This is a genomic window from Kitasatospora sp. McL0602, assembly GCF_052076145.1.
Classification (GTDB): Bacteria; Actinomycetota; Actinomycetes; order Streptomycetales; family Streptomycetaceae; genus Kitasatospora.
In genome coordinates this window covers 1,321,833-1,348,746 of record NZ_CP197246.1, presented here as the reverse complement: position 1 = coordinate 1,348,746, position 26,914 = coordinate 1,321,833, and the positions used below count along the sequence as shown (strand labels likewise).

The following is a 26,914-nucleotide window of genomic DNA, read 5'->3' as shown; positions in this document are numbered from 1 at the left end:
GCGGTGGGCCGAGCGGGTCAGATGACGGTCACCACGGTGCTGTGCCAGCCCGTGGAGCCGGAGGGGAAGGGTGGTTTGCGGGCCTCGGTCTGGACGGCGCCGGTGGCGTCCGTCGCACGGACCTCGATCCGGTGGGTGCCGGGGCGGGCGTTCGGCCACTCGTACGTCCACTGCCGCCAGACGTCGGGCCCCGCGTCGGCGGCGAGTGCCGCCTCGGCCCACGGCCCACCGTCGGCGCGGACCTCCACCGCGGCGATCCCGCGCCGGGTGGCCCAGGCCGTACCGGCGACCGTCACCGCCCCGGCGGGGACGTGGGCGAAGGGCGCGGGCACCTCGATCCGGGAGGCCGTCCGGACCGTGCCCGTTCGGTCCCACCCGCGCCGGACCCAGTACGGGTCGTACGCCGCGAAGGTGGTGACCTCCAGGTCGACCAGCCACTTGGTGGCCGAGGTGTAGCCGTAGAAGCCGGGGACGACGGTGCGGCAGGGGAAGCCGTGGGCGATCGGCAGCGCCTCGCCGTCCATGCCGACGGCCAGCAGCGCCGGGCGCCCGTCGAGCACCGAGGCCAGCGGGGTGCCGATCGTCATCCCGTCCTTCGACCGCCCGACCAGCTGGTCGGCGCCCGCCCGCACACCCGCCTGCCGGAGCAGCGCGGGCAGCGAGGCGCCCAGCCACCGGGTGGTCGACACGTACGGGCCGCCGACCTCGTTGGAGACGCAGCTCAGGGTGTGGTCGAGCTCCTCCAGCGGGCGGCGCAGCAGCTCGTCGAAGCTCATCAGCAGCGGGTGGTCGACCAGTCCGTGCACCCGCAGTGTCCAGCGCCGCGGGTCGATCCGGGGCAGTGTCAGCGCGGTGTCGACGCGGTAGAAGTCGGCGTTCGGGGTGCGGAAGGGCGAGAGACCGGGCACGGCCGGGTGGGTGCCGAGCGGGACGGGCTTCGCCGGGACGGCGGGTGCGGGCAGCCGGACGGCGGCGCGGGCACCGGCCACGTCGTTGCGGCTGTCGGAGAGCCGCCGCCCGCCGTATCCGGCCAGCGCCGCGACGGCCAGGGTGCCGCCGGTGGCGATCAGCACCGTGCGCCGACCGGGGCCGGCGGGCTCCGGCGGCGGGGGAGTGCGGTGCAGCTGCCGACCGAGCCAGAACATCACGGCTGCGCCGACGGCCCCGGCCACCACGGCGGGCAGCACGCCCGCCGAGCGGGAGACGGCCGCCCAGCCGCCCACCCCGCCGAAGGCCGCGAACACCGCCGCGCCCAGCGCGGGCCGCCGGGCCGCGATCAGCCCGGCCACCGCCGCGAGCGCGGCCATGGTCAGGTAGATCCCCGAGAGCAGCACGAGCTTGTCGTGGGTGCCGAAGGTGCGGACGGCGTACTCCTTCAGCGGAGTCGGCGTCAGGTCGATCGCCGCCGAGCCGACCGCGATCACCGGCGCGCTGTCGGGCCCGGTGAAGGCGGCCGTCAGCTCGCCGGCCCCGACTGCGGCTGCGGCGGCTGCCAGCCCGGTCGCCGCAGCACCGACCGCCCGCAGCACCCCGTCGCGGCGGCGGCGGGGAGCCGGGGCGGGCTCTGGTGTGCTGTCGTTGGTCACATCTGGCGTTCGTGGCCGCAGTTGGGCCGGATGGGTGGCGATCGCCGACTCATCCAGGTGAGTGATTCGGGCGGGTGGCCACCAATCCGCAGGCCTGGCGGCTTCGAATGGCAGGTGTTGACAGATCTGCCCGGAGGAGGTGGCGGTGTGAGCACCGCCGTACATGTGTCCGGCCCTCGATGGCGGGGGCCGGATCTCAAGGAGCTGGTGGCCAAGGTGGCCTTCGGCGACCAGGACGCGTTCGGCCGGCTCTACGACGTGGTGGCCGGGCCGGTCTTCGGGCTGGTGCGGCGGGTGCTGCGCGATCCGGCACAGTCGGAGGAGGTGACGCAGGAGGTGATGCTGGAGCTCTGGCGGACCGCCGGGCGTTACCGGCCCGAGCGCGGCGAGGTGATGTCCTGGGTGCTGACGATGGCGCACCGCCGGGCCGTCGACCGGGTCCGCTCCGCCCAGGCGGCCGCCGACCGCGACCGGAAGGCCGCCGCGCGCGAGCACACCCCGGTCTTCGACGAGACCGCCGAACAGGTCGAGGGCCGGCTGGAGCGCGAACAGGTGCGGCGCTGCCTGAAGATGCTGACCGAGCTGCAACGCGAGTCGGTGACCATGGCGTACTACCGGGGCTACTCCTACCGCGAGGTGGCGGACATGCTCGGCACCCCGCTGGGCACGGTGAAGACGAGAATGCGGGACGGACTGATCCGCCTGCGCGACTGCCTGGGGGTGGGGGCATGACCAACACTGCCGATCTCCACACGCTGACCGGCGCCTACGCCGCGCACGCGCTGGACGAACTCGAGCGGGAGGGCTTCGAGCGGCACCTCGCGCAGTGCGAGGCCTGCGCCCAGGAGGTGTGGGAGTTCTCCGCCACCCTGGCCCGGCTCGGCGCCGCCGAGACCGCGCCGGTGCCGCCGGAGCTGCGGGCCAGGGTGCTGGCCGGGATCGGGGAGATCCGCCAGCTCGCGCCGCAGGGCTTGCCGGGCACGGCATCAGGCACCGGCCGCACCCGGCGCAGGCTGCTGCCCGGGTGGTCCCGGCTCGCCCTCGCCGCCTCCGTCGCGTTGGCGGCCCTGCTCGGCGGCATCGCCGTTCAGCAGCACGACCAGGCCCAGCAGGCCAGGACCCAGGCCGCTCAGCTCCAGCAGGACCGGGCCCGCTTCGGCGAGCTGCTCACCGCGCCCGACGCCCGGACGGTGAGCGCCAAGGACGGCCCCGGCCAGGGCACCGTCGTCTGGTCGCAGAGCCGGGACCAGGCCGCCTTCCTGGCCTCCGGGATGCCCGCGCTGCGCGCGGGGACGACGTACCAGCTCTGGTTCAACGACTCCGGCACCATGCGGCCGGCCGGGCTCCTGCCCGGCGCCGACGGCTCCCTGATACTCGCGGGCGGCATCAACGGCGCGGCCGGTGTCGGCGTGACGGTCGAGCCGGCGGGCGGGTCGGCCCACCCGAGCGGACAGCCGGTGATGCTGCTCTCCTTCGGCTGACCGCTGACCGCTGACCGCTGACCGCTGACCGCTGACCCGCCGGGCCGGCTGACCCGGCGGCTCAGTCGGCCTTGCTGCCCGACTTGCCCCGGGCGAAGCGGTCGCGGGCGGTGGCGCCGCGCCGCTCGATCGGGAGGACGCCATGCGCGGCGGCCAGGCCGTACGCGGGCATGTCGAAGTAGATGGACTCGTACGAGCCGGGCTGGACGATGTAGGTCTCGTGCCAGAGCCCCACGTGCCGACCGGACTTGGGCTCCATGAGGTTGATCATGGACCAGGCCTTGCGGTGCAGGCGTTCGGGGGCGGCGGCGTACGCCAGCAGCTTCTCCTTGGACTCCCAGTACTGCACCACGTAGTAGGTGCGCGGTGAGCCGGTGAGCAGGTGGTACCCGAGCAGTCCGCCGTCCGGGTGCTTGGAGAGCTCCTTCAGCATCCGGGGCATCTGGACGAAGACCGGGAACCAGTGGTGCAGCGCCCAGAAGTGGTTGATCCGCATCCCGATCAGGAAGACGGTGACCTCCCCCTCGGCGGCTGCGGTGGTACGGCCGGGAATCGGCTTGGCGAACATGGCGCCCCCCTGGCGACCGGCGGTGCGGCTGCGCCCGCCCGTGATTGGATGGTCCCGCATTGGATAGTCGCGCTGTCCAATGCATCGGATAGTGGCACTATTCAATGAGGGGCACAAGACCATGCGCCTGGCCGATCTGAGCGAGCAGAGCCGGGTCTCCATCGCCACGATCAAGTACTACCTGCGTGAGGGCCTGCTGCCGCCGGGCCGCCTGGTGAACGCCACACAGGCCGAGTACGACGAGTCGCACCTGCGCCGGTTGCGGCTGGTGCGGGCGATGATCCAGGTCGGGCGGATGTCGGTGGCCGCCGTCCGCGAGGTGCTCGTCCAGGTCGACGACGAGTCGCTCGGGCGCACCACCCGGCTCGGCGCCGCGCTCTGGGCGCTGCCCCGGGCAACCGAAGCCGCGCCGGACGAAGCCGAGCAGGACGGCCACGGGCAGGACGAGGCCGGCCAGGACGACCCCGCGACGGCTGCCGCCCGCCGGCAGATCTCCGACCTGATCGCCCGGCTCGGCTGGGCCGACGTGGCCGCGATCGGCCCGCTCTCCCCGGTCTACCGCGAGCTCGTCGCGACGGTCGCCTCGCTGCAGCGGCTCGGCTACCCGCTCGACGCGGACGACCTCGCGCCGTACGCCCGGTTGATGGAGCAGACGGCGGTCCACGACCTCGACCGGATGGAGCGTCTGCGCACCTCCGTCGAACAGGTGGAGGAGGCCGTCGCCTCCGCGGTGCTGTTCGATCCCGTCCTGCTGGGCCTGCGCGGTCTCGCCCAGCAGCAGGAGGCGGCCCGCCGCTACGGGCTGTAGCCGCCGCGAATTGTCAGGCAGGCCCCTACTGTGGAGCCGGGGGCCGGATTGGTGCCGAGGAGGCCGCTGTCATGAGCGATGAGGTCGTGAACACCGAGGGCGTCAGTAATGCGCAGAGTGCCCGGGAGGCCGTCAGGCGTGTCCTGGGGGAGGTGCACACCGAGATCACCGAGTTCCCGGCCGGGAACGTCGCCGTCACGGTGAGCAGCGACCGGCACTCGGCGACCATCGACGGGCACCCCGACACCGGCTACGGCTGGACGGTCGACCCGGGTGAGGACGACGGCTTCACCGGCCACGACGAACTCGCCCCGACGCTGGACGACGCGCTGAAGGCCGTCCGCGCGGCCTTCGCGGCCGGGCCCGCCTAGAACTCGCCTCCCGGGAGCCCGAGTTCCGCCTCGACCAGGTCGGCGTAGGTGTCCCGGCGGCGGATCAGCCGGGAGCCTTCGCCGTCGACCAGCACCTCGGCCGGGCGCAGCGAGGAGTTGTACTGGCTGGCCATCGCCATGCCGTAGGCGCCTGCGCCGAAGATGCAGACCAGATCGCCTTCGGTGAGCCTGGGCAGCTCCCGCTCGCGGGCGAGGTAGTCGGTGGACTCGCAGATCGGCCCGGCGATGTCGTACGTGCTCAGGCCGGGCAGGGCGACCCGCTCGGCGCGGCCCGGGGGCACCAGGCCGTCGGCCGGGCGGACGGGCCACATGAAGTGGAACGAGTCGTAGAGGGCGGCGCGGATCAGGTTGTTCATCCCGGCGTCGACGATGGCGACGCGGTGCGGCCCGGCGTCCTTGAGGTAGCGCACCCGCGTCAGCAGTACGCCCGCGTTGGCGGCGATCGAGCGGCCGGGCTCCATCACGACCCGGCCGCCGCCCTCGACGAAGGGCTTGAGGACCGGCACGATGGCGTTCGCGTAGGCGCCCCAGCCGGGGGCGACGCCGGTCTCGTACTCGGCGGCGAACCCGCCGCCCATGTTGACGAGTTCGATCTCGTGCCCGTCCGCCCGGAGCTTGTCGACCAGCTCCAGCACCCGGGTGAGCGCGGTGACGTACGGCTCGGGGGAGTAGATCGGCGAGCCGAGGTGCACGTGCACGCCGATCAGGCGGACGTGGTCGAAGAGGGCGGCGCGGGTGAACAGCCGGGGCACCCGCTCCAGGTCGATGCCGAACTTGCTGCCCTTGGTGCCGGTGGTGGTCTTCTCGGGGGTGCCGTGGCCCTGCACGTCGGGGTTGACCCGGATCGCGGCCCGGACGGTGCGGCCCATCGACTGGGCGACGCGGGCCAGGAGTTCGAGCTCGGACTCGGATTCGATGTTGACACAGGCGATCCCGGCGGCGACGGCCTCGCGCAGCTCCTCCTCGGACTTGCCGACCCCGGCGAAGACGATCCGCTCGGCCGGGATGCCCGCTGTGAGGGCCCGGTGGAGTTCGCCGCCGCTGACGACGTCGGCGCCCGCGCCGCCCGCGCCGAGCTCGTGCAGCAGGTGCAGGTTGCTGCAGGTCTTCACCGCGTAGCAGACCAGTGGGTCCAACTCGGCGAAGGCGGCGGTCAGATCCGCGAGGTGGGTGCGGAAGGTGTCGCGCGAGTAGACGTACGTCGGAGTGCCGTGCTCGACGGCCAACGCCTCCAGGTCCACCCCCTCGCAACGCAGCACTCCGTCGTGGTAGCGAAACCTGTCCACCGTGCGTCCTTCCGAGAGCCGTGCAGTCGGTTCAGTCGTGGCGATTCTATCGGCGCCGGTGGGTCGAACACGTTACCGGCAGGGCGTGTTGATCATCCGTCAGACCGCAGGTTCCGGCAGCGCGCGCCGCCGGGGCAGCGGCGAACAGATGATCGCCAGCGGCCCGAGCAGCAGGGCGCCGGACATCACCCAGAGCGCCTCGCGCAGCCCGATCGCGGTGCCGAGCGCGCCGCCCGCGAGGGTGCCGAGCGGCACCGTGCCGTACGCCACGAACCGGAAGGAGGCGGTCATCCGGCCGGTCAGCGAATCCGGGGTGAGGGTCTGCCGCAGCGAGACCTGGAGCACGTTGGAGACGCCGGTGGCCAGACCGGAGAGGGCGAAGCCCGCGCACACGACGGCGAAGACGGCCGGGCGGCTGCCCGTTGCGGCGGGCACCAGCAGGTACGCGCCGCAGCCGACCGCCGAGCCGGCCACGATGGTCGGGCCCAGGCCGATCCGGCGGGCCGAGCCCTCGGAGAAGAAGGTGCCGATCAGTGCGCCGACACCCGCCGCCGCCAGGGAGACCCCGAGCAGCAGCGGCGAGAAGCCCAACTCCCGTACCGCATAGACCAGATAGAGGACCAGGGCACCCTGCTCGCAGGCGTTGAACACGGCCGTCTCGATGGCCAGGGCCCGCAGCTCGGGCTGGCCGAAGACGAACACCAGCCCGACCCGGACGTCCTGCCACCAGGCGGCGGCGGTCTGCCGGGCGCTGCCGCGCGGCAGCTTCTCGACGGACTGCCGGGCCACCGGCCTGATCAGCGCCAGGGTGACGGCCGAGCAGACGAAGGAGACCGAGTCGAGCAGCAGGGCGGCAGGTGCGCCGACCGCGCCGCAGATCAGCCCGCCGAGGCCGGGCCCGCCGAGGTCCGCGGCGGACTGGCTGGCCTGGAGGTTGCGGTTGGCCCGGGTCAGCCTCGCCCGGCCCACGAGTTGGGGTACGAAGGCGAGATAGGCCGAGTCGAAGAGCACCTGGAAGATGCCGAGCAGGAACGGCACGACGTACAGCCACCACAGGTGCAGCCGGCCCACCGCGTACAGCACCGGCACGACCAGCACCAGTACCGCCCGTGCGGCGTCCGCGATCAGCATCAGCCGTCGGCGGTCTCCCCGGTCGACGAGCGGGCCGAGCGGCAGTGCGAAGAGCAGGAACGGCAGGTAGCGCAGCGCCCCGATCACCCCCAACTGCCCGGCGCTCGCGCCGAGTGACACCACCGCGACCAGCGGGATGGCCAGCATGCCGACCTGGGTGCCGGCCAGCGAGAGGCTCTGGCCGAGCCACAGGGCGCCGAATCCGTACCGCCGGCGCGGTGGTGCCGTCACGTCGTTCCGTACTCCTCGTGCGTCAACCGCTGGTCTCGATCAGCGGTTTGCGGTGAATACCGTCGTACTGGTCGATCAGGTCGCCGTTCAACTCCCGCATCATGCGGAGTCGTTCGTCGAGAAGATCGTAGTAGGAGAGATGCTCGCTGTTCATCGGCGAGAGATAGACACTGATCACCTCGGGGTTCTGTTCGATGTCGAACTCCAGCCGCTGGTGCTTGTCCCGGAAGTCGGCCGTACCGGGCAGCAGGGTGCGGTTGTAGACGTTGAAGTACGGCACCACCCGGGAATCCCGGCTGAGCAGCGCCTCGCGCAGTTGGAGGCTGCGGCGCAGGTAGTGGTCGATGGCCGCCCGGTCGTCGCCGTCGTGGCCGATCAGCACGTTGAAGGTCTGGTAGGTGACGCCGAAGCCGAGCATCGCGTCGAGGATCTCCAACTCCTCCTCGAAACCCCGCAGTTTGTTGAACTTGGCGGTCGGGTCATCGCCGAGGAACTCCAACGGGATCTGCACCCGGTAGCAGCCGCGCCACTCCTCGCCGGAGCGGTCGCTCCAGAACAGGTGCTCCATCAGTTCCAGATCCGGCTTGCCCAGGTCGAGGAACTTGCCGAACTCCAGCCCGTTGGCGAACTCCCAGGAGAAGCCGTACTCCCGGGCCATCCGGAAGATCTCGAAGACCTCCTCGCGGCCGCTGCGGTGCAGCATGGTGCCCCGGCCGCTGCGCTGGAGCCGGGAGAGGATGTTGTCCTCCTGGAAGAGGATGTTGCGGATGCCCATCTCGCGGAAGTACGCGAAGTGCTTCTCGACCGCCTCGGGTGACATGTGGCGGTACTTGCCGCGCATCGGCGTCGCACAGAACGAGCAGGTGCGGTAGCAGCCCCGGGAGGACTCGAAGCAGATGAACGGCGTGGCGACGCTCTGCGGCGGGGTGCCCTCGCCGGTGTCGTTGTAGTCCTGGTAGTTGGGGACGAGATCGAGGGCCATCGGCTCCAGCTCGTCGAGGTTGAGGGTCGGGCCGCCGAAGACGATGTGCCCGCCGTGGTACTCCCGGCAGAACACCGCCTCCTTGAGCGGCTGCCGCTTGGCGACGGCCTCGACCACCTTGGCGAAGAGGTACTCGCCGTCCAGCTGGACGATCACGTCGAAGCCGTTGTCGAGGTACCACTCCGGCCGGGCGGTGGCGTCCATGCCGCCGCCGACCACCAGGGCGTTCGGGTTGACGGCCTTCGCGTGCTTGGCGAAGTCGGCGACGGAGCCCGCCGAGTTGGTGAAGTTGTTGGAGATGCCGATGACGTCGGCCTCGCGCAGCGTGCCGTCGTAGCGCTCGAACCGGCCGCCGTAGCGCAGGCATTCGATGGTGCGCGGCCCGTAGGCGAAGGACTTGTAGAGCACCGGCTCGTCCTCGTCCACCTGGGTGTCGATGATCCGCAGCTGGGCCTCGACCCCCCACTGCGCGAGGTAGCTGCGGGTGCCGGCCGCGAGCGTGGCCAGCGCGCTCTTCGGGTTGAGCACCCGGACGGGGCTGATCGTCTCCGCCTCCCCGGCGAACCGCTGGCCGGGGTAGGGGGCGTAGTACAGGTCGACGCGCATGCCGCTCACACCCCCGGGCCGGCGATCGAACCGCTGCCCGCGTAGATGCCGTCGTAAAGACGGTGCAGCTCCCGGTCGTTGAGCGAGTTGGTCATCTCCAGCCGCTTCCGGTAGATGTCCCAGTAGCTGAAGTGCGGGGTGTCGATGGCGGAGAGGAAGATCCCGATCACCTCCGGGTCCGCCTCCACGTCGAAGGCCAGCAGATTGTGCAGCGTCGTCCAGTCCCGCGCGCCGGGCAGCAGCGAGAGGTTGAAGACGTTGAAGTACGGCTGGTAGGCCGAGCCGCCGAGGGTTCCCAACTCGTCCTTGATCCGCAGGCAGTATTCGTTGAACTGGTCGATGGCGGCGGCGTCCTGCTCCGGGTACCCGATGAAGAGGTCGTACGTCTGGTGGCCCACGCCGTAGTCGGTGAGCATTGTCGCCAGGATATCGACCTGCTCGTCGAAGCCGAGCAGCTTGGGGAAGCGGCTCTTGCCGATGTTCATGTTGTCGAGCGGAATCTGTACCCGGTAGCAGCCCGTCCAGCCGTCCGCCGACTTGTCGTTGCCGAGCAGTGCCTCGGCCAGCTCGTGGTCGAAGTGGCCGCCCCGGCTGAACTTGCCGAACTCGATGCCGTTGGCGAACTCCCAGGCGAAGCCGTACTCGCGGCACAGCCGGAAGATCTCCAGCAGCTCCTCCCGGCCGCTGTCGTACAGGAAGTGGCCGGTGCCGTTCTGCTGGATGCGGGAGAGCGGGTTGTCCTCCTGCCAGACGATGGTGCGGATGCCCAGCGAGCGGAAGTACCTGAGGTGCTTCTCGACGGCGGCGGGCGACATGTAGCGGTACTTGCCACGGGAGGGGGCGGTGCAGAACGAGCAGCGCCAGGCGCAGCCCCTGGACGTCTCCCAGCAGATGAAGTTGCTGCCGACCCCCTCCGGCGGCGGGCCCTCGGCGGTGTCGGTGTAGCGGGAGAGGTCGCCGACGAGGTCGAGTGCCATCGGGGGCAGGGTGTTCATGTCGAGGAGGTGCGACATGTCGACCTTCGGGGTTGTCCGGGCCCGGGTCGCGGTGTTGGGCACGGCGGCGCCGAACACGCCCTCGGCGCCGCCCTGGGCCCAGGCCTGGACGACCCGGGAGAACACCCACTCGCCCTCGCCCTGCACCACGAGGTCGACGCCGCGCTCCAGGTAGTACTGCGGCCGGGCCGTCGGGTCGACGCCGCCGGCCACCACGAACGCCTTCGGGTTGACGCTCTTGATGAACTGCGCCAGATCCGCCGTGATCTGCGCGCTGTTGGTGAAGTTGCAAGTCAGCCCGTGGATCTCGGCGTCCTTGACGGTCTCGACGTAGTCCTCGAACGGAGAGCCGAAGCGGAAGCAGTCCAGCAGGTGCGGGCCGTACGGGATGGTCTTGTAGGGGACGCGCTGACCGCCGAGCTGCATGTCGACGATCTCGATGTCGCAGTCGAACCCCATGCTCCGGGAGAACATCCGCAGGCCGGTCGCCAGTGTCGGCAGGGCGCTCTTGGGATTCAGCGGCCGCTCGGTGTTGATGGGCTCGTCGCAGCCACGGAACATCTGCGAGGGGAATGGTGCGTAGTAGAGGTTGACCTTCACGCGATGGACTCCCAGGAGAGTGGCCGAAGTGCGGGGTCGCTCGAAGGAGTCAGTCTTGCCGAATCCCGGACGATCGGTCAAGAACTAATGATTGCAAGGAAGTTGGAAGATTATTTGACGATAGATCATTCAGCAGGCATGTCCGTAACGAGGGTTCTGCGGGAGAAATTCTTCGGCGCCGATGCTGTTTCGGAGGAAATTCTGACGCCTTCTTGTGCGGCGTCGCACCGATGTGCAGCATCTGCACCGTGGACACCTCAGCCCCCCTCGCCGCGCCGGTCCTTCGCACCGACGAATCCGATCTCGAACTCCGCAAGCTGAAGCGCCACTTCGGCCGCTTCGACATCCTCTTCTTCCTGCTCTGCACACTCGTCGGCCTCGACACCATCGGCACCGTTGCCGCCCACGGGCCGCAGGCCTTCACCTGGATGATCGTGCTCGCGGTCGTCTTCTTCGTCCCCTCCGCCCTGCTCACCGCCGAGCTCGGCACCGCCTTCCCGCAGGAGGGCGGCCCCTACCTCTGGGTCCGGCTCGCCTTCGGCCATCTCGCCGCTGCCGTCAACAACTTCATGTACTGGGTCACCAACCCGGTCTGGCTCGGCGGCACCCTCTCGGTCTCCGCGGTGACGGCCTTCACCACCTTCTTCCGGGACGGCAGACCCTTCGGCACCCTCGGCTTCTACCTCTTCACCCTCGGGTTCGTCTGGTTCGGCATCCTGGCCGCCGTGCTCTCCTTCCGGATCGGCAAGTGGATCCCGGTACTGGGCGGCTGGGCCCGGCTGGTGCTGCTCGGGCTCTTCACCGTCACGGTGGTGGCCTATGCCGCGCAGCACGGTGTGCACGGCTTCGGCGCCGCCGACTTCAGCCCCGGGTGGGCCGGATTCGTCGCCCTGGTACCGGTGTTGATGTTCAACTTCGTCGGCTTCGAACTGCCCAACAGCGCCGGCGACGAGATGGTCGACGCCCAGCGGGACGTGCCCTTCGCGATCTTCCGCAGCGGCATCCTCGCCGTCCTGCTCTACGGCGTGCCGATCCTCGGCATCCTGGTCGTCCTGCCCGCCAAGGCCGTCACCGGGCTCGGCGGCTTCCTCGACGCGATGCGGCAGGTCTTCACCGTCTACGGCGGCTCCACCGGGGCGGACGGCGCCGTGACACTCAGCGGCGCCGGTCTGGCCCTCGGCGACGTCTGCGCGGCGCTCTTCATCCTCACCGTGCTCTCCTCCGGCGTCGCCTGGCTGATGGGCACCGACCGGGCGCTGGCCGTCTCCGGCTACGACGGCGCCGCGCCGCGTGCGCTCGGCGTCATCTCCGAACGGCTCGGCACCCCCGTCCGGGTCAACCTGCTCAGCGGGCTGGTCGCCACCGGCGTCCTGGTGCTCGCCCACCAGCTCACCGAGGGCAATGCCGCCAAGCTCTTCGGTGCGGTGCTCTCGCTCGCGGTCTCCACCACCCTGCTCAGCTACCTCGGGATCTTCCCCGCCCTGCCGGTCCTGCGGCGCAAGTACCCCGACGTCCCCCGCCCCTACCGGGTCCGGTACCCCCGTGCGGTGGGCTGGCTGTTGACCGTCCTGATCGCCTTCGCCACCGTGGAGCTCCTCCTCCCCGGCCTCGGCTCCGACTGGTTCGGCCCCGGCTACGCACCGTCCGGCTGGGCCCCCTCCGAACGGTGGACCTACCTGGCGACGGAGGCCGTACCGCTGGTGGTCTTCGTCCTGATCGCCGTCGCCTTCTGGGCCGCAGGGGCGCCGACCCGGCGGCGCTCTCGATAGCCCTGTGGCCGGCCGGTTGCGTCAGGCCGTGATCCGGCGGGCGTAGGCGAGGAGTTCGGTGTCGGTGGTGGGGTGCCAGGGGAGGCCGCAGGAGTCGGCCAGTTCGGTGCCGCGTTTGGCGGAGAAGCGGGTGCGGGCGTCCTGGAAGAGGCTGCGCAGGCCGTCCGGTTCGGCCGACGGGTCCGGGAGGAGCGCCTGGAGGGCGGTGCTTCGGTCGTCGGCAGTGACGGCCCGGTGGAAGTCGGGGTAGTCGACCGGGCGCAGCGGCACCAGGGAGCCCAGGGCGGCGAGGGCGCGGTCGAGGCGGACGGAGCCGGGCCGCAGCAGGTGGAAGGTCTCGTTCTCCCGGCCCGCGCGGAGGGCGCCGACCACGGCGGCGGCGACCTCGTCGACCGGGGTCCAGTCGGTGACGGCCGCCGTACGGGGGCTGAGCCCGAGGCGGGCGCAGCTGCGCAGCAGCAGATCGAGTTGGGAGCGCCGGTTGCCCGCGCCGGTGCGGGAGTGCGGCATGACCTCGCCGAGCCGGTGGACGGTCACCGGCACGCCGCGTCGGCGGGCGGCGGCGAGCAGCCGTTCGGCGGCCCACTTGGAGCGGCCGTAGCCGTCCTCGGGCAGGGTCTCGCCGGGGTGGTCCTCCTCCAGTACCGGCCCGCTGCCCGGCTCGTTCGGGAAGACGCCGAGAGTGGAGAGGTGGTGCAGCCGTTTCGGCCTGCCGGTGGTGGCGAGCCGTAGCAGTTCCTCGGTGCCGAGCACGTTGGCCCCGCGCAGGCCGGGGTAGCCGAGCAGCAGGTTGACGAGTGCGCCGCTGTGCAGCACCGAGTCGAGGTGGGTGGCGAGGTGGGCCCACTGCTGGTCGGTGAGGCCGAGCCGGGGCCGGGCGAGATCGCCGAGGACGGGGACGATCCGCTGCCGGTCGTTCGGCTGCCCGAGCTCGGTGAGGTGGCCTGCCTGGTCCTCCGTACGGACCAGGCAGTGCACCACCGCGTCGGTGCGGTCGAGCAGTTCGGCCAGCAGCTGGGCGCCGACGAAGCCCGTCGCGCCGGTGAGCAGGACGGTGCGCGGCTCCCCGGTGGGCGGCGGGCCGGGGGCGGGCCGCAGGTCGGCGGTGCGGGTCAGGTCGGCGAGCAGCAGGGTGCGGTCGGCGGGCCCGGCTCCGCCGTGGCTCAGCAGGGCGGCCTGTTCGCGCAGTGTCGCGGCGGCGGCGAGCTGCCGGGGCGCGATGCGGAGGCCGAGGGTGCGGTGCAGGGCGGCGGAGAGCCGCTGGAGGGTGAGCGAGCTGCCGCCGAGGGCGTAGAAGTCGGCATCCGGGCCGGGGAGGGCGTGGTGCAGGTCGGTCAGCAGGCTCTGCCAGAGCTCGGCGACGGCCCGCTCGGCGGGGGTGAGCGGCCCGGTGCCGGCGTGACCCGCCAGGTGGGCGGCGGTCAGCTCGGCGAGCGCCCGGCGGTCGGTCTTGCCGTTGGGTGTGAGCCGCATCCGGTCGAGCGGCAGGAAGGTGCGCGGGACGGCGTGTGGGGGCAGCAGGGCGCGGCTGTGTGCTTCCAGCTCCGCAGGGGTCGGGGCCGGGGCTCCGTCGGTGGTGACGCAGCAGACCAGGCTGCGCAGATCGCCCTCGCCGTGGACGAGCGCGCGGGCCCGCAGCACCCGGGGGTGCGCGGCGACGGCGGCCTCCACCTCCAGCAGGTCGATCAACACCCCTCCCAGCTTGACCTGTTGGTCCTGCCGCCCGACGAACATCAGTAGCCCGTCCGGCCGTTGCCAGGCCAGATCACCGGAGCGGTAGAGCCGGGAGCCGGGGATCTCGGGGAAGGGGTTCGGCACGAAGGCGGCGGCCGTCCGGGCCGGGTCGTGCAGGTAGCCCGCGCCGAGGCAGTCCCCGCCGAGGTGGATCTCGCCGACCCGGCCCGGCTCGACCAGGCGTCCGCTGTCGTCCAGCAGCACCGCGCAGGTGTTGTCGATCGGGCGGCCGATCGGTATCGCGCCGGTGTCCTCGTCGACGATCTCGTGGAACACCGATCCGATCGAACACTCGGTCGGGCCGAAGGTGTTGGTGAGCCGGACCTCCGGCAGCAGGGCGCGGAAGGACCGGACGGCGCCGGGGTCGATCGCCTCGCCGCCGATCAGCAGGTGCCGCAGGGAGGAGAGCCGCGCGGTCAGGCCGGGGTCGGCGTCGAGCAGCTCCACCAGGGTGTTGAAGACCGAGGGCACGAAGTCGGTCATCGTGACGCGGTGCCGGGCGATCTCGTCGACCGTCCGGGTGAGGTCGAGGATGCCCTCCCGGCGTGGCAGCACCACCCGGCTGCCCTTGGTGAGCGGCCAGAGCAGTTGCCAGAGCGAGGAGTCGAAGACGTGGCGGCTGTTCTGCAGCACCACGTCCGGGCCGGTGCCGAAGCGGCGGCTCATGGTCAGGAAGCGGTTGAGCAGCCCGAGATGGCCGTTGAGCGCGCACTTGGGCAGGCCGGTCGAGCCGGAGGTGAAGAAGCCGTAGATCAACTCGCCTGCCCCTGGAGCCGCGTGGCTCACCGGCGGTGCGCCGGAGCCGGGCGCCGCCAGGCCGGTCAGGCGCAGCACCGGCAGGCCGAGCGCGGGTGGGCCGAGCGTGGGCAGCGGGCCGGGCCCGGTGCGTACCACCAGTGGGGGCCGCAGCGCGGCGACGCTCTCGCGCAGGCGGTGCTCGGGCCAGGTGTCGTCCACGGGGACGAACGGCGCGCCGAGCTTCATCGCGGCCAGCATCGCCACGGCCAACTCCGGCCCGCCGCCGGTGATCACGGGTACGAAGTCGCCCCGGCGGACCCCGAGGCGGCGCAGCTCGCCCGCCCAGGCCGCCGCCAGTGCGAGGAGGCCGCCGTAGGTGAGGCAGGAGTCGTCCCGGAGCAGCGCGGGCCGGTCGGGTGCCCGCCGCGCCTGCTCCTCGATCAGATGGATGGTCGTCCGGTCGCTGGGGTAGGGCACCCGGCGCCCCTGGAAACCGACCAGGAGTTGGTGTCGAAGCGCGGACTGCACAGTGCTCCCCTCACGGTCATGGCAAGGTCAATCCTGTACTGTTCCAATACGATTGACCCTACGTCCGAGAGGGGTTCCACCGGTGCGTCTTCGTCGCTTCGGTCGGGCTGGATGGCAAGTCGGCGAGATCGGCTACGGCATGTGGGGCATCGGTGGCGGCCCCGGTGGCTGGACGGGCGGTGACGAGCAGGGCGGGCGCGAGGCGCTGCGGCTCGCGGTGGCCGAGGGCTGCACCTTCTTCGACACCGCCTGGATCTACGGCCGGGGCCACAGTGAGCTGCTGCTGGGGGAGTTGTGGCGGGAGCACCCCGACCGGCAGCTCCGGCTCGCCACCAAGATTCCACCGCTGGACCGGAACTGGCCGCCCCGCCGGGGTGCGCGCTTCGCCGAGGTCTTCCCCGACGCCCACGTCGAGGAGTACCTGCGGCTCAGCCTGAAGAACCTCGGGGTCGAGCGGATCGACCTGATGCAGTACCACGTCTGGGACGACAGCTGGGCGGGCGAGCAGGAGTGGCTCGACCAGGCGGCCCGGATGAAGCGCAGCGGCCTGGTCGAAGCGGTCGGCATCAGCGTCAACCGCTGGGAGCCGGCCAACGTACTGGCCGCCCTGGAGACCGGCCTGGTCGACGCCGTCCAGGTGATCTACAACATCTTCGACCAGGCGCCCGAGGACGAGCTGTTCGCCGTCTGCGCCCGGCACGACGTCGCGGTGATCGCCCGGGTGCCGTTCGACGAGGGCACCCTCACCGGCACCCTGAGCCCGGACTCCCACTGGCCCGAAGGGGATTGGCGCAACAGCTACTTCGTCCCGGCCAACCTCGCCGCCAGTGTGGAGCGGGCCGAGCGGCTGCGCCAGGTCGTGCCGGCGGGGATGACCATGCCGGAGCTCGCACTGCGGTTCATCCTCCAGCACCCCGCCGTGAGCACCGTCATCCCGGGCATGCGCACCCCGAAGCACGTCCGCGCCAACCTGGCCGTCAGCGACGGCTCCCCGCTCCCGGACACGCTGATGGCCGCGCTGCGCCGCCACCGCTGGGACCGGGTGCCGACGGAGTGGTCCCAGTGACGGGCGCCGGGGCCTCCGGGCGCCCGGTGGTGGTCGTGGTCGACCCCGTCTCGACGGGTGCGCAGCTGGCCCCGGAGTTCGCCCGGCGCGGCTGGGGCGCCGTCGCCGCGTTCAGCCCCGGCGAGGTGCCGCCCGCCCTCCGCCGGGCCTTCCGCCCGGAGGACTACCTGGCCGTGGTGGACACAGGCGCGGTGGACGACCCGGTCGCCGAACTGGCTATCCATCAGCCCTCGTTGGTGATTCCCGGCTCCGAGTGGGGTGTCAGTGCGGCCGACCACCTGGCCGAGCGGCTCGGCCTGCCCGGCAACGGCACCCGGCTCAGCCCCTCGCGCCGCGACAAGTACGCGATGGTCGAGGCGCTGCGCGCGGCCGGGGTGGACGCGGCGGCGAGCACCGTCTCCGACGACATCGAGAAGCTGCTCGCCTGGGCCGACGCGGGCGGCCACTGGCCGCTGGTGGTCAAGCCGTTGGCGAGCGCGGGCTCCGACTCGGTGGCGATCTGCGCCGACGAGAGCGAGGCCCGTGCGGCCTTCGACCGCATCCACCTGCGGACCGACCAGATGGGCGGCTTCAACGAGCGCGTCCTCGCCCAGGAACTCCTGGTCGGCGACCAGTACTTCGTCAACACCGTGAGCCGGGACGGGCGGCACCACGTCCACGAGATCTGGCGCGAGCAGCGCGCGAGCGTGGACGGCGCCGTCGTCTACGACCACCAGGATCTGCTGCCGCCCGTCGGCGAGACCCAACGGGCCCTGGCCGCCTATGTGGTGCGGGTGCTCGACGCCCTCGGTATCGCGCACGGCCCCGCGCACGCCGAGGTGATGCACACCTTGCGCGGCCCGGTGCTGATCGAGGTCGGCGCCCGACTGGAGGGCTCCGTCACCTCGCGCGGCCCGGCCGCCGCCACCGGCCACAGTCAGGTCTCGCTCACCGTCGACGCCTACACCGACCCCGGCGGCTTCGCCCGGCTGCCGGGCACCGACTACGAACTGCGGCGCAGCCTGCGGGTGGTCTGCCTGATCGCCCCGCACGGCGGGCACATCGCCGCCGCTCCGCTCAAGGCCCTGCGCGCCCTGCCCAGCTACCTCTGCGGCTCGGTCGACGCCCTGCAGGCCGGCGCCGAAGTCCGGCGCACCGTCGACCTGTTCAGCTCACCCGGGCACCTCTACCTGCTCGGTGCGGACGCCGGGCAGATCGAGCGCGACTACCGGCGCGTCCGGGAGATCGAGCGGGACGGGCTGTACGAGGGGGACGGGCCGTGCGAGGGGGATGCGCTGCCCGAGGGGGAGCCGGCCGGATGAGAGTACGGTCCGTCCGCAGCGTCACCGAACTCGAACCTGCGCTCTGGGCCCGGCTGTCGGCCGACCGCACGGTCTACCTCGGTCACCCCTGGCTGGCCTGGGCCGAGCGCTCCGAGGACTACGAGAGCCGCTACCTGCTCGCGGAGGAGCGGGACGGCACGGTGGTCGGCGCCCTGCCCTGCTACCTCTGGCGCGGCGGCTCCGGCGTCTCGATGAACCAGGCGTACCACCCGCTCGACCTGCTCGCCGTACCCCGGCTGGGCGCCGGGGCAGAGGCCGACCGGCCGCTCTGGATGCCGCTGCTGCTGCTCGGCTCCCGGGCCGGCTACCACGGCGGCGCGCTGGTCGGCCCGGCCCTGCCCGGCCCGCGCCGCTCCCGGGTGATCGCCCGACTGTTCGAGGCAGCCGGGGAGTTGGCGCAGAGTGTGGGTGCCGCGGCGATGGCCATGCTGTACGCGCCGCAGGCGCACGCCGAGGAGTGCCTGGCCGCCCTCGCCGAGCACGCGCCCGGCCTGCCGACCCCCTCGTATGCCCCGCTCTCCGCCGAGGCGGTGATCCCCGTCGCGACGGTCGAGGCCGAGCGCTCGGCCCGGCGCCGCCGCGAGTGGCAGCGCGAGGCCCGCGCCTTCGCCGCCTCGGGCGGCTCGGTGCACCGCGCCCGGCTCTCCACCTGCTACCGCGAAGCCGGGCCACTGCTCGGCCGGTTGCAGCGCAGGTACGGCGAGGACGACACCGACGAGGCGATGACGGCCTACCTGGAGCAGCAGGCCGGCTGCCTCGACGACTGGAGCGAGGTGATGCTCGAACGCCGCGACGGCCGCCTCACGGGCTTCGCCCTCTGCTATGCCTGGGGCGACACCCTGCACGTCCGCGCCGCCGGGTTCGCCCAGGACGCGGGCCCCTACGCGTACTTCAACCTGGCCGTCTACCAGCCACTCGCCCTGGCCGCCGAGCGCGGCCTCGACTGGGTCGACCTCGGCACCGGCGCCTACCGGGGCAAACTCCTGCGCGGCGCCCGGCTGCGCAGCACCCACGCCCTGGTGTGGCCCCCGCCGGGCAGCTCCCCGGCCGTCCTCGCGACGCTGTCGCTCCCCGGCGAGGACTACCTCGACGCCATCGCCTGACACCCATGAGGGCAGGAAGGCGAGGGCAGGAAAGGTGGGAAGCACGTCATTGCCGCCATCAGCGCCCGCTGCGAGGGTGAACGGCAGTGCCGACCGCCGACCGAGGGAGCCCCGCCGTGCAGATCGCGATCCTGCTCTACGACCGTTTCACCGCCCTGGACGCCGTCGGCCCGTACGAGATCCTGGGTCGTCTGCCCGGGGCCGAGGTGGTGTTCACCGGAGTGGCGGCCGGGCCCGTGCGCAGCGACCTCGGCAGTCTGGTGCTCACCGTGGAGCGGCCGTTGGCCGAGGTGACCGCCCCCGATCTGCTGCTGATCCCCGGCGGGCCGGGCACCGAGGCGCTGCTCGCGGACCGCGCGGTGCTGGAGTGGCTGCGGGCGGCGGACGCCGCCACCTCCTGGACCACCTCGGTCTGCTCCGGGTCCTTGCTGCTGGCGGCCGCCGGGCTGCTGGCCGGGCGCCGGGCGACCTCGCACTGGGCCGTCCTCGACCAGCTCGCCGCCCTGGGCGCCGTGCCGTGCGACGAACGCGTCGTCTTCGACGGCAAGTACGCCACCGCAGCCGGGGTCTCCGCCGGTATCGACCTGGCCCTGCATCTGGCGGGCCGGATCGCGGGTGACCGTACCGCGGAGGCCATCCAACTCGTGGTCGAGTACGACCCCCGGCCGCCCTACGACGCGGGCTCGGTCGCGACCGCCGCGCCCGAGCTGGTCGCCTCGCTGCGGGCGAGCGGGCTCGTCGTGACGGGCGGCTGAGGGCGGCGGGTGGCCCGCCGGAGCCGATGGGCGGAGAGCAGCGCCGCCCCCAGAAGCAGCAGATCGCGGGCGGCCAGCAGCCCGGCGGCGGTCGGTGAACCGTCGACCAGGGCCCGGCCCATGAACGGGAAGACCGCCATCGTCAGCGGACAGGCGGCCAGCACCAGGTAGGCCACCGGCCGTTGCGAGGTCCCGGGGTGCACCAGGCAGACCGCCGCCAGCGCCACCAGCCAGACCAGGTACTGCGGGCTCAACACCCTGCTGGTGACGGTGAACAGCAGCACGGCGGTGAGCGCGGCGTCCGGCAGCACCCACCCGCCCCGCAGGTCCGAGGTGAGCCGCCACCACACCAGCCAGCCGAGCGCGAGCACGGTCCCGACCTCGCTCAGCACCGTCACCAGCCCGACGTACGGGCCGAGGAACTCCGTCGAGCCGTAGTGCACCGCGAGCCGCCCCGACCAGCCGTGGTGCCGGGCGAGGTGGAACGGCAGCGCCCCCAGCGACTCGAACTGCACGCCGCGCTCGCGCTGCGCGGTCAGGAAGTCGAAGGCCCCGGGGGCGGCCAGCACGGCCGCGCCGGACGCCAGCACGCCCGCCGACAGCGCGGCGGCCCAGGACCGGCGGGTGCGCGGGCCCTGCTCCGTACCGATCAGCAGCAGCACCGGCCACGCCTTGACGAGCGTGCCGAGCGCGACCAGTACCCCGAACCACCCGTCACCGCGCGGGGTGCGCCGGGCGCCGGCCAGCAGCGCGGTCGCGGTGAGCGCGGCCACCACGATGTCGAAGCGGGTCCACGGGACGGTCCAGAGCAGCGGCAGCGCGAGCGTCCACAGCCAGGCCGCTGCCGGACCGGCGGCGCGGCCGCCGCCCTCCGGCGCCCGGCGGCCCGCGCGGACCAGGGCGGCCAGCACCACCGCGTCGCACAGCGCGCAGAGCAGCACGAACGCGCGGTCGTACCCGACGAACGGCACCAGCCCGGGGGCGAGGATCACCCCGGCGGCGCCGGGCGGGTACTGCCAGGTGACGTCGCCGACCGGGAAGCGGCCTGAGGCAAGTACGTCGAACCAGCCGTGGTAGACGTGCGAGACCGAGTAGTCGAGCGGGTCGTCGGTGGCGAACGGCCCGATCTTCAGCGCGCCGGCGACGAGCACGGCCCGGCTGAGCAGCCAGCAGAGCACGGCCCACGCCGCCGCCGGGACGCGGGTGCGTGGTGCCCGCAGGTGGGAGGGGGTCGGGTCGGTCTGTTGTCTGGCGGTCCGCATACCGAGTAATTGTGAGGTCCGTCGATCTGCGGTCATCCACCGCCCCCCGGGCGCGCCGGGGCGACGAGGATCCTCACGGCCTCGTCGCCCCGGCCGACCGCTCAACTCCGGCTGTACACCCGGGCGCCGCCGACGAAGGTCTGCTCGACCCGGGCGGTGGCGATCTCGGCGGCGGGTGCGGTCAGGATGTCGCGGTCGAGGACGACCAGGTCGGCGAGCTGGCCGACTCGGAGGGTGCCGGCGTCGTCGTAGCCGTTGAGGTGGGCGGAGCCGGCGGTGTAGGCGGCGAGGGCGGTGGTGAGGTCGAGGCGCTGCTCGGGGTAGAAGACCCGGTCGTGGTCGGCGTCGGGTTCGAGCCGGTTGACGGCGACGTGGATGCCGGCGATCGGGTCGGGGCTGCTGACGGGCCAGTCGCTGCCTGCCGCGAGGGTGGCACCGGCCCGCAGCAGTGAGCCGAACGGGTACTGCCAGGCGGCGCGCTCGGGGCCGAGGAAGGGGATGGTGAGCTCGTCCATCTGTGGCTCGTGGGCGGCCCAGAGCGGCTGGATGTTGGCGATCGCGCCGAGCTGGGCGAAGCGTGGCAGGTCGCTCGGGTCGACCACCTGGAGGTGGGCGAGGTGGTGCCGGGTCGCGCGGTGGCCGTTGGTGCGGCGGGCGGCCTCGACGGCGTCGAGGGCCTCGCGGACGGCGCGGTCGCCGAGCGCGTGGAAGTGCACCTGGAAGTCGAGCCAGTCCAGCTCGGTGACGTACTCCCGCAGGGCCGCCGGGTCGACGAAGCTGAGGCCGCTGTTGCCGGTGGCGCAGCCGCAGCCGTCCAGGTAGGGGGAGCCCAGGGCGGCGGTGAAGTTCTCGGCGATGCCGTCCTGCATGATCTTGACGGAGTCGGCGCGGAACCGCCCGTGCCGCAACGCGGCGCGGCGGGCGACGAGTTCGGGGATCTGTTCGGAGCCCCGGTCGCGGTCCCACCAGAGCGCGCCGTTGACCCGGGCGGTCAGCGCGCCCGAGCGGGCGGCGGTGAGGTAGGCGTCGGAGGGGTCGGGCTGGCCGTTGAAGACGCCGAGCAGGGCGTCCTGCCAGCCGGTGATGCCGAGCGAGTGCAGCAGCTCCTGCGCCCGGAGCAGCCCGTCCAGCCGCTCCTGGGCCGTGGTCGGCGGCACCAGGCGGGCGACCAGCCCGGTGGCGCCCTCCTGGAGGGTGCCGCTGGGGGTGCCGTCGGGCTCGCGCTCGATCCGGCCGTCCGCCGGGTCGGGGGTATCCCTGGTGAGCCCGGCCAGCTCCAGGGCGCGGGTGTTGGCCCAGGCGCCGTGGTGGTCACGGTTCAGCAGGTAGACCGGCCGGTCGGGCACCACGCTGTCGAGCAACTGCCGGGTGGGCAGGCCGCCTTCGAAGCTCTCCAGCGACCAGCCGCTGCCGGTGATCCAGGCCCGCTCCGGGTGGGCGTCGGCGAACGCCCGGACGAGCCGCAGGTACTCGTCCGGGCCGGTGGTCCCGCTCAGGTCGCACTCGCCGAGCTCGACCCCGCCGTACACCGCGTGGATGTGCGAGTCCTGGAAGCCGGGGATCAGCAGCTTGCCGGCCAGGCTGACGACTTCGGTGTCCGGGCCGATCAGCTCGCGGACCTCGTCGTGGCCGACGGCGGTGATCCGGTCGCCGGTGACGGCGAGGGTGGTGGCCCGGGAGCGGGCGGCGTCGGCGGTGAAGACCGGTCCGTCGGTGAAGACGAGGTCGGCGTGGTTCATGGTGGTGCTCCAGAGTGCGTCGAAATGCTGGGGGTGGGGGTCAGACCCCGGGGAGGAGGTCACCGGCTTCGGCGTCGGTGCCGCGCCCGGTGACGAAGTACTCCGAGCGGCGGCCGTAGCGCGCCCAGGCGGCGACCAGCAGGCCGCTGGCGATCATCAGGCCGGGGCAGAGCAGCTGGAACCAGCCGTTGTCGGCGCTGAGTTCGAAGTGGTCGGCGGAGTCGTAGAACGTCCAGGCGAGGTAGCCGCCGACGCCGAGCAGCACGACCGCGCCGAGCAGCGGGGCGACGACCGCCCGCAGGGCCTCCAGCGGGGCGGTGCGCAGCAGGCCCCGGAAGCGGACGGCGGCGGCGATGGCGGTGAGCGCGTAGTAGAGCGCGACGACGATGCCGATGCCGTTGACGGCGGCGTTGATCAGCTCGGTGACGGTCGGGATGACCAGGGTGCCCAGTGAGATGACGCCGGCGATGGCGGTGAGCAGCAGGGTCCCGGCGACGGGGGTGGCGTAGCGGGGGTGGATGCGCGTCCAGACCGGGCCGACGGTGCGGTCGCGGCCCATCGCGAACATCCCACGGGCGGAGGGGATGACGTTGGCCTGGAGCGAGGCGACGGCGGAGAGCGTCAGTGCGACCAACGGCAGGGCGGCCAGCGGCTGGTGGGCGAGCCGCTCACCGAAGAAGGTCAGGCCGTGGGCGCCGTTGCCGGCCAACTCGTCGATCGGGAGCACGCGTTGGAAGGCGGTGGAGGCGAGCAGGAAGAGTCCGAGCACGGTGACGAGCGCGATCATGCCGCCCCGGGAGGCGTCACGCGGGTCGCGGACCTCCTCGCCGACGGTGAACACCGCCTCGAACCCCCAGTAGCAGAACACCGCCTGGACCATGCCCTGGGCCAGCGCGCTCAGCGAGGGGATGCCGAACGGGTCGAACCAGGAGAGCGAGAAGGGCTGGTCACCGGCGAACAGGCCGTAGCCGCAGAAGCCCAGCAGCACGGCGTACTCGAAGATCAGCAGGTACTTCTGGAGCCGGGTCGCCAACGCCACGCCCCGGATGGCGATCAGCGTCGCGCCGACCAGCACGAACAGGCCGATCAGCGTCGACTGCCAGGTCGAATCCGGGTCGAGGGCGAGCCCGCCGATGCTGTGCAGGCTTGCCTGGCCCGCGAGTTGGAGCAGCGCCGAGCCCGTCACGGTGGTGGTGTAGGCGAGGAAGACGACGGTGCCGACGACGTTGACCCAGCCGGTCAGGAAGCCGAGCCAGGGGTTGAGCGAGCGGCCGACCCAGGTGTACGCGTTGCCCGCGTTGGGCTCGACCCTGTTGAGCCGTCCGTACGCCCCGGCGATGGCCAGCACCGGGAGGAAGGACACCAGCATGATCGCCGGGAGGTGCAGCCCAACCACGCCCGCGATCAGCCCGAGGCCGATGCCGATGCTGGAGGTCGCTGCCGTACTGGACGCGGCGAGCACCACGCCGTCCACCACACCGAGCGACTTGTGCATCGTCGTGTGCGTGCCACCGGCCGTCGTGCCGCCGGTTCTCGCCGCGCCCTGGGTTTCTGCTCTCAACGCACCCACCACCTTGACCCGAGGGGCCTGGTCACGGCCCCGGTGGGTGGACATGAAACTCCCGGCGGCCTTCACGCGTCAACGCCGTTGACATAAGGTGGCGGCACGTCGCACGGTGTACGGACGTCGAAGACGCGGTGTGCCCGGCCTCGAAACCGGTGCGCGGGCGGCGAAGGGGTGGTCCTCCGATGAGTGAACGAGTCGTACCCGGGCCCGAGCGCAGGCGCCGCAAGCCGACCAAGACCGGCACGGTGCTCTCCGAGGAGATCATCGTCGAGACCGCCCTGCGGCTGATCGGCCAGCACGGCGCCGAGGCGCTCACCGTACGCCGCCTCGGCCTGGCCCTCGGCGCCGACCCCAGCGCGCTCTACCGGTACTTCCGCAACGCCGACGACCTGCTGCTCGCCGTCGCCGACGAGCTGATCGGGCGGGCCCAGCGCGGCTGGGAGCCCACCGGCGACTGGCAGGCCGACCTGCGCGCGATCGGCCTGCGCATCCACGCCTCGTACCGGGCCCACCCGCAGGCCGCCCGCCTCGCCGGGTACCGCACCACCGGCCGCCACAACGAGATGAACGCCGTCGAGGGCATCCTCGGCGTGCTGCGCCGCGCCGGATTCCCCGACCCGGAGGCGGTCAGGATCTACCACGCCTTCGTCGACCAGGGCCTCGGCTACGCCATACTGGACGCCGCCGCCGACGCCCTGCCCGAGGCCGCCCGCGAGGCCGACAGCGCCGTCTGGGACGCCCGCTACGCCCAGCTCCCCGCACACACCCACCCGAACATCGCCGCCACCGCCCACCTGCTCATCGCCGACATGCCGCGCTCGGCCTACCCGCTGGCGCTGGACCTGCTGCTCGCGGCGGCCGCCCAGTGGCTGGAGCGGCTGCGGGGTTAGCCGGTGGTCACCAGTGCCGGGCCGCGCGGAGCAGCTCGGCGCGGACGAGGGCGATGTGCGGGTTGCCCGCCGGGCCGGGGCGCTGGACGAGGTAGGCGGTGTTGATCGGCGGGTCGGCCGGTTCGAGGAGGGCGACCAGCCTGCCGTCCGCCAGCTCGTCCTGGCAGAGGTAGCGGGGGAGCACGGAGAACCCGCCCCCGGCGGCCACGGTGGCGAGCACGCCCCGCAGGTCGGGCACCACCACGGCGGCCCGGCAGCTGAGCCGCAGCCCGAACACGTGCCGCCAGTACCGCCGGGCGATCGGCAGGTCCTCGGCGTACGTGACCAGCGGGACGCCGCGCAGGGCGGCCGGCCCCTCGGTGCGGACCCGGTCGGGCCCGATCCGGGCGGCCCAGGCGGAGGCGGCGACCAGCACGAACTCCTCGTCGCCCAGCGGCGTCGCGAGCAGGGTCCGCCCGCGCGGGCGCGAGGTGGCGACGGCCAGGTCGTGCCGCCCGGCGCGCAGCCCGTCCAGCAGCTCGTCGCTCAGGCCGGTGCTGATGCGCAGCCGTACGCCGCGCTCCACGAGCGGGGCCAGCGCGGGCAGGGCGCGGGTGCAGAGCAGCTCGGCGGGCCCGGCGAGGTGGACGGGTTCGGCCGGCCCGGCGCCGTCCGGCCCGCCCCGGTCGGCGACCGCCGCGAGGGCGTCCAGCGGCGCGGCGACCTGCGCCGCCAGATCGTCCGCGTACGGCGAGGCCAGCACGCCACGCGCCCGGCGCTCGAACAGCTCGCGCCCGAGCCGGGCCTCCAGGGCGCGGATCTGGGCGGTCACCGTCGGTTGCGAGAGCCCGAGCAGGCGGGCCGCGCCGGTGAACGAGCCGGCCCGGTGCACGGCGAGGAAGGTGCGCAGCTGGGTGAGGTCGAGGGCGGGCGGCGGCTCGGCTGTCGGCCCGTCCGTCGTCCCATCGGAATCCTGATGGCTCATGTCGTCGAGCCTATTGGAGCCGGATGGCTGAGGGGGCCTAGGTTCGTGGGGTACGCGAGAGCCCGAGTGAGATGAGAGACGGCATGTCGAAGATCCTGTTCGTGATGACGGGCGTCGACCACTGGACGCTGAAGGACGGCAGCAAGCACCCGAGCGGCTTCTGGGCCGAGGAGTTCGTGGCGCCGTACCAGGCCTTCACGGCGGCCGGGCACGAGGTGGTGGTGGCCACCCCGGGCGGTGTGGTGCCGACGGCCGACCCGGCGAGCGCCACCCCCGAGACGGCCGAGGTGCTGGCCGGGGCCGCCGAGCTGCGGAGCCCGCTGACGCTGGCGCAGGTCACCCTCGCCGACTACGCGGCGGTCTTCTACCCCGGCGGGCACGGGCCGATGGAGGACCTCGCGGTGAGCGCCGAATCCGGCGCCCTGCTGACGGCGGCGCTCGGCTCCGGCCGTCCGCTGGGCGTGGTCTGCCACGCCCCCGCCGCCCTGCTGGCCGCGGTCCGCCCCGACGGCAGCCCGACCTTCGCCGGCTACCGGCTGACCGGCTTCACCAACGCCGAGGAGACCCAGGCGGGCCTCGCGGACAAGGCCCCCTGGCTGCTCCAGGACCGGCTGGTCGAGCTCGGCGCCGACTTCGTCGAGGGCGAGCCCTGGGCCCCGCACGTGGTCGTCGACCGCAACCTCGTCACCGGCCAGAACCCGGCCTCCTCGGCGCCGCTCGCCGCAGCGCTGCTGGCGGCCCTGGAGGTGTAACGACCTCGGCAGGACCTTATGCAACTTGTTGCATAAGTGGGGGGTGCGGACCTACCGTG

Annotated in this window: 22 protein-coding genes; 11 read left to right on the top strand and 11 right to left on the bottom strand. The window is 72.7% G+C overall.

Translation table 11 applies throughout. The features are described from left to right. Nucleotides 1-17: 17 nt before the first annotated feature. Nucleotides 18-1,586: a molybdopterin-dependent oxidoreductase gene (locus ACR68M_RS06320; protein WP_441249432.1), complete on the bottom strand. Its 1,569-nt coding sequence runs from the start codon at nt 1,584-1,586 to the stop codon at nt 18-20. Between the two features lie 147 nt (nt 1,587-1,733). On the opposite strand from ACR68M_RS06320, the gene ACR68M_RS06315 reads away from it, so the two are divergent. Both ACR68M_RS06315 and ACR68M_RS06310 read left to right on the top strand, forming a co-directional pair. Continuing rightward, complete coding sequence (locus ACR68M_RS06315; RefSeq protein ID WP_441249431.1) at nt 1,734-2,318, top strand: sigma-70 family RNA polymerase sigma factor; 585 nt, start codon at nt 1,734-1,736, stop codon at nt 2,316-2,318. Then, nucleotides 2,315-3,067: an anti-sigma factor gene (locus ACR68M_RS06310; RefSeq protein WP_441249430.1), complete on the top strand. Its 753-nt coding sequence runs from the start codon at nt 2,315-2,317 to the stop codon at nt 3,065-3,067. The genes ACR68M_RS06315 and ACR68M_RS06310 overlap by 4 nt, the downstream gene beginning before the upstream one ends. A 61-nt stretch (nt 3,068-3,128) precedes the next feature. On the opposite strand, the gene ACR68M_RS06305 is transcribed toward ACR68M_RS06310, so the two are convergent. Next, the gene (locus tag ACR68M_RS06305; RefSeq protein ID WP_441249429.1) at nt 3,129-3,635 is read right to left on the bottom strand and encodes a DUF4188 domain-containing protein; all 507 of its coding nucleotides are present in this window, start codon (nt 3,633-3,635) and stop codon (nt 3,129-3,131) included. Nucleotides 3,636-3,756: 121 nt separating this feature from the next. Here ACR68M_RS06305 and ACR68M_RS06300 point away from each other — a divergent pair, with 121 nt between their 5' ends. Together ACR68M_RS06300 and ACR68M_RS06295 are read left to right on the top strand one after the other, a co-directional pair. After that, the gene (locus ACR68M_RS06300) at nt 3,757-4,443 is read left to right on the top strand and encodes a MerR family transcriptional regulator (protein ID WP_441249428.1); all 687 of its coding nucleotides are present in this window, start codon (nt 3,757-3,759) and stop codon (nt 4,441-4,443) included. Between the two features lie 71 nt (nt 4,444-4,514). Then, nucleotides 4,515-4,814, top strand: a complete 300-nt coding sequence (locus ACR68M_RS06295; RefSeq protein WP_441249427.1) for a hypothetical protein — start codon at nt 4,515-4,517, stop codon at nt 4,812-4,814. Here the strand turns inward: ACR68M_RS06295 and lysA are convergent. From lysA to ACR68M_RS06275, 4 genes are all read right to left on the bottom strand, one after another. Further along, nucleotides 4,811-6,121: a diaminopimelate decarboxylase gene (gene lysA / locus ACR68M_RS06290; RefSeq protein ID WP_441249426.1), complete on the bottom strand. Its 1,311-nt coding sequence runs from the start codon at nt 6,119-6,121 to the stop codon at nt 4,811-4,813. The two genes, ACR68M_RS06295 and lysA, sit on opposite strands and share 4 nt — an antisense overlap. Nucleotides 6,122-6,220: 99 nt before the next feature. Then, nucleotides 6,221-7,483 carry an MFS transporter gene (locus ACR68M_RS06285; protein WP_441249425.1) on the bottom strand — a complete coding sequence of 421 codons (1,263 nt, stop codon included), beginning with the start codon at nt 7,481-7,483 and terminating at the stop codon, nt 6,221-6,223. Nucleotides 7,484-7,505: 22 nt separating this feature from the next. Next, on the bottom strand, nt 7,506-9,071 hold the full coding sequence (locus ACR68M_RS06280) for a B12-binding domain-containing radical SAM protein (protein ID WP_441249424.1): 1,566 nt from the start codon (nt 9,069-9,071) through the stop codon (nt 7,506-7,508). Between the two features lie 5 nt (nt 9,072-9,076). Then, a complete protein-coding gene (locus tag ACR68M_RS06275) occupies nt 9,077-10,666 on the bottom strand; it encodes a B12-binding domain-containing radical SAM protein (protein ID WP_441249423.1) in 1,590 nt (529 codons plus the stop codon). A 248-nt stretch (nt 10,667-10,914) separates the two neighbouring features. On the opposite strand from ACR68M_RS06275, the gene ACR68M_RS06270 reads away from it, so the two are divergent. Beyond that, nucleotides 10,915-12,435, top strand: a complete 1,521-nt coding sequence (locus ACR68M_RS06270; RefSeq protein ID WP_441249422.1) for an APC family permease — start codon at nt 10,915-10,917, stop codon at nt 12,433-12,435. A gap of 21 nt (nt 12,436-12,456) precedes the next feature. Here the strand turns inward: ACR68M_RS06270 and ACR68M_RS06265 are convergent, their stop codons facing one another. Further along, a complete protein-coding gene (locus tag ACR68M_RS06265; protein ID WP_441249421.1) occupies nt 12,457-15,384 on the bottom strand; it encodes a non-ribosomal peptide synthetase in 2,928 nt (975 codons plus the stop codon). Nucleotides 15,385-15,517: 133 nt separating this feature from the next. Here ACR68M_RS06265 and ACR68M_RS06260 point away from each other — a divergent pair, with 133 nt between their 5' ends. The 4 genes from ACR68M_RS06260 to ACR68M_RS06245 all read left to right on the top strand — a co-directional run bounded on the left by ACR68M_RS06260 (nt 15,518) and on the right by ACR68M_RS06245 (nt 19,681). After that, a complete protein-coding gene (locus tag ACR68M_RS06260; protein WP_441249420.1) occupies nt 15,518-16,501 on the top strand; it encodes an aldo/keto reductase in 984 nt (327 codons plus the stop codon). Beyond that, nucleotides 16,498-17,802 carry an ATP-grasp domain-containing protein gene (locus tag ACR68M_RS06255; RefSeq protein WP_441249419.1) on the top strand — a complete coding sequence of 435 codons (1,305 nt, stop codon included), beginning with the start codon at nt 16,498-16,500 and terminating at the stop codon, nt 17,800-17,802. The genes ACR68M_RS06260 and ACR68M_RS06255 overlap by 4 nt, the downstream gene beginning before the upstream one ends. Further along, nucleotides 17,799-18,926, top strand: coding sequence for a GNAT family N-acetyltransferase (locus tag ACR68M_RS06250; RefSeq protein WP_441249418.1), 1,128 nt, complete (start codon nt 17,799-17,801; stop codon nt 18,924-18,926). The genes ACR68M_RS06255 and ACR68M_RS06250 overlap by 4 nt, the downstream gene beginning before the upstream one ends. A 116-nt stretch (nt 18,927-19,042) precedes the next feature. Further along, nucleotides 19,043-19,681, top strand: coding sequence for a DJ-1/PfpI family protein (locus tag ACR68M_RS06245; RefSeq protein WP_441249417.1), 639 nt, complete (start codon nt 19,043-19,045; stop codon nt 19,679-19,681). Here ACR68M_RS06245 and ACR68M_RS06240 read toward each other — a convergent pair. From ACR68M_RS06240 to ACR68M_RS06230, 3 genes are all read right to left on the bottom strand, one after another. After that, entirely contained in the window at nt 19,597-20,943 is a 1,347-nt protein-coding gene (locus ACR68M_RS06240) for a glycosyltransferase 87 family protein (RefSeq protein WP_441249416.1), read from the bottom strand. The two genes, ACR68M_RS06245 and ACR68M_RS06240, sit on opposite strands and share 85 nt — an antisense overlap. Before the next feature lie 101 nt (nt 20,944-21,044). After that, nucleotides 21,045-22,682, bottom strand: a complete 1,638-nt coding sequence (locus ACR68M_RS06235; protein WP_441249415.1) for an amidohydrolase — start codon at nt 22,680-22,682, stop codon at nt 21,045-21,047. Nucleotides 22,683-22,722: 40 nt separating this feature from the next. Continuing rightward, a complete protein-coding gene (locus ACR68M_RS06230; protein ID WP_441251525.1) occupies nt 22,723-24,177 on the bottom strand; it encodes an APC family permease in 1,455 nt (484 codons plus the stop codon). A gap of 254 nt (nt 24,178-24,431) precedes the next feature. Here ACR68M_RS06230 and ACR68M_RS06225 point away from each other — a divergent pair, with 254 nt between their 5' ends. Beyond that, nucleotides 24,432-25,139, top strand: a complete 708-nt coding sequence (locus ACR68M_RS06225) for a TetR/AcrR family transcriptional regulator (protein WP_441249414.1) — start codon at nt 24,432-24,434, stop codon at nt 25,137-25,139. 7 nt (nt 25,140-25,146) lie between these two features. On the opposite strand, the gene ACR68M_RS06220 is transcribed toward ACR68M_RS06225, so the two are convergent. Further along, nucleotides 25,147-26,103 carry a LysR family transcriptional regulator gene (locus ACR68M_RS06220; RefSeq protein ID WP_441249413.1) on the bottom strand — a complete coding sequence of 319 codons (957 nt, stop codon included), beginning with the start codon at nt 26,101-26,103 and terminating at the stop codon, nt 25,147-25,149. An 83-nt stretch (nt 26,104-26,186) separates the two neighbouring features. Between ACR68M_RS06220 and ACR68M_RS06215 the strand changes: the two genes are divergently transcribed. After that, nucleotides 26,187-26,855: a type 1 glutamine amidotransferase domain-containing protein gene (locus tag ACR68M_RS06215; protein WP_441249412.1), complete on the top strand. Its 669-nt coding sequence runs from the start codon at nt 26,187-26,189 to the stop codon at nt 26,853-26,855. Nucleotides 26,856-26,914: the final 59 nt, after the last annotated feature.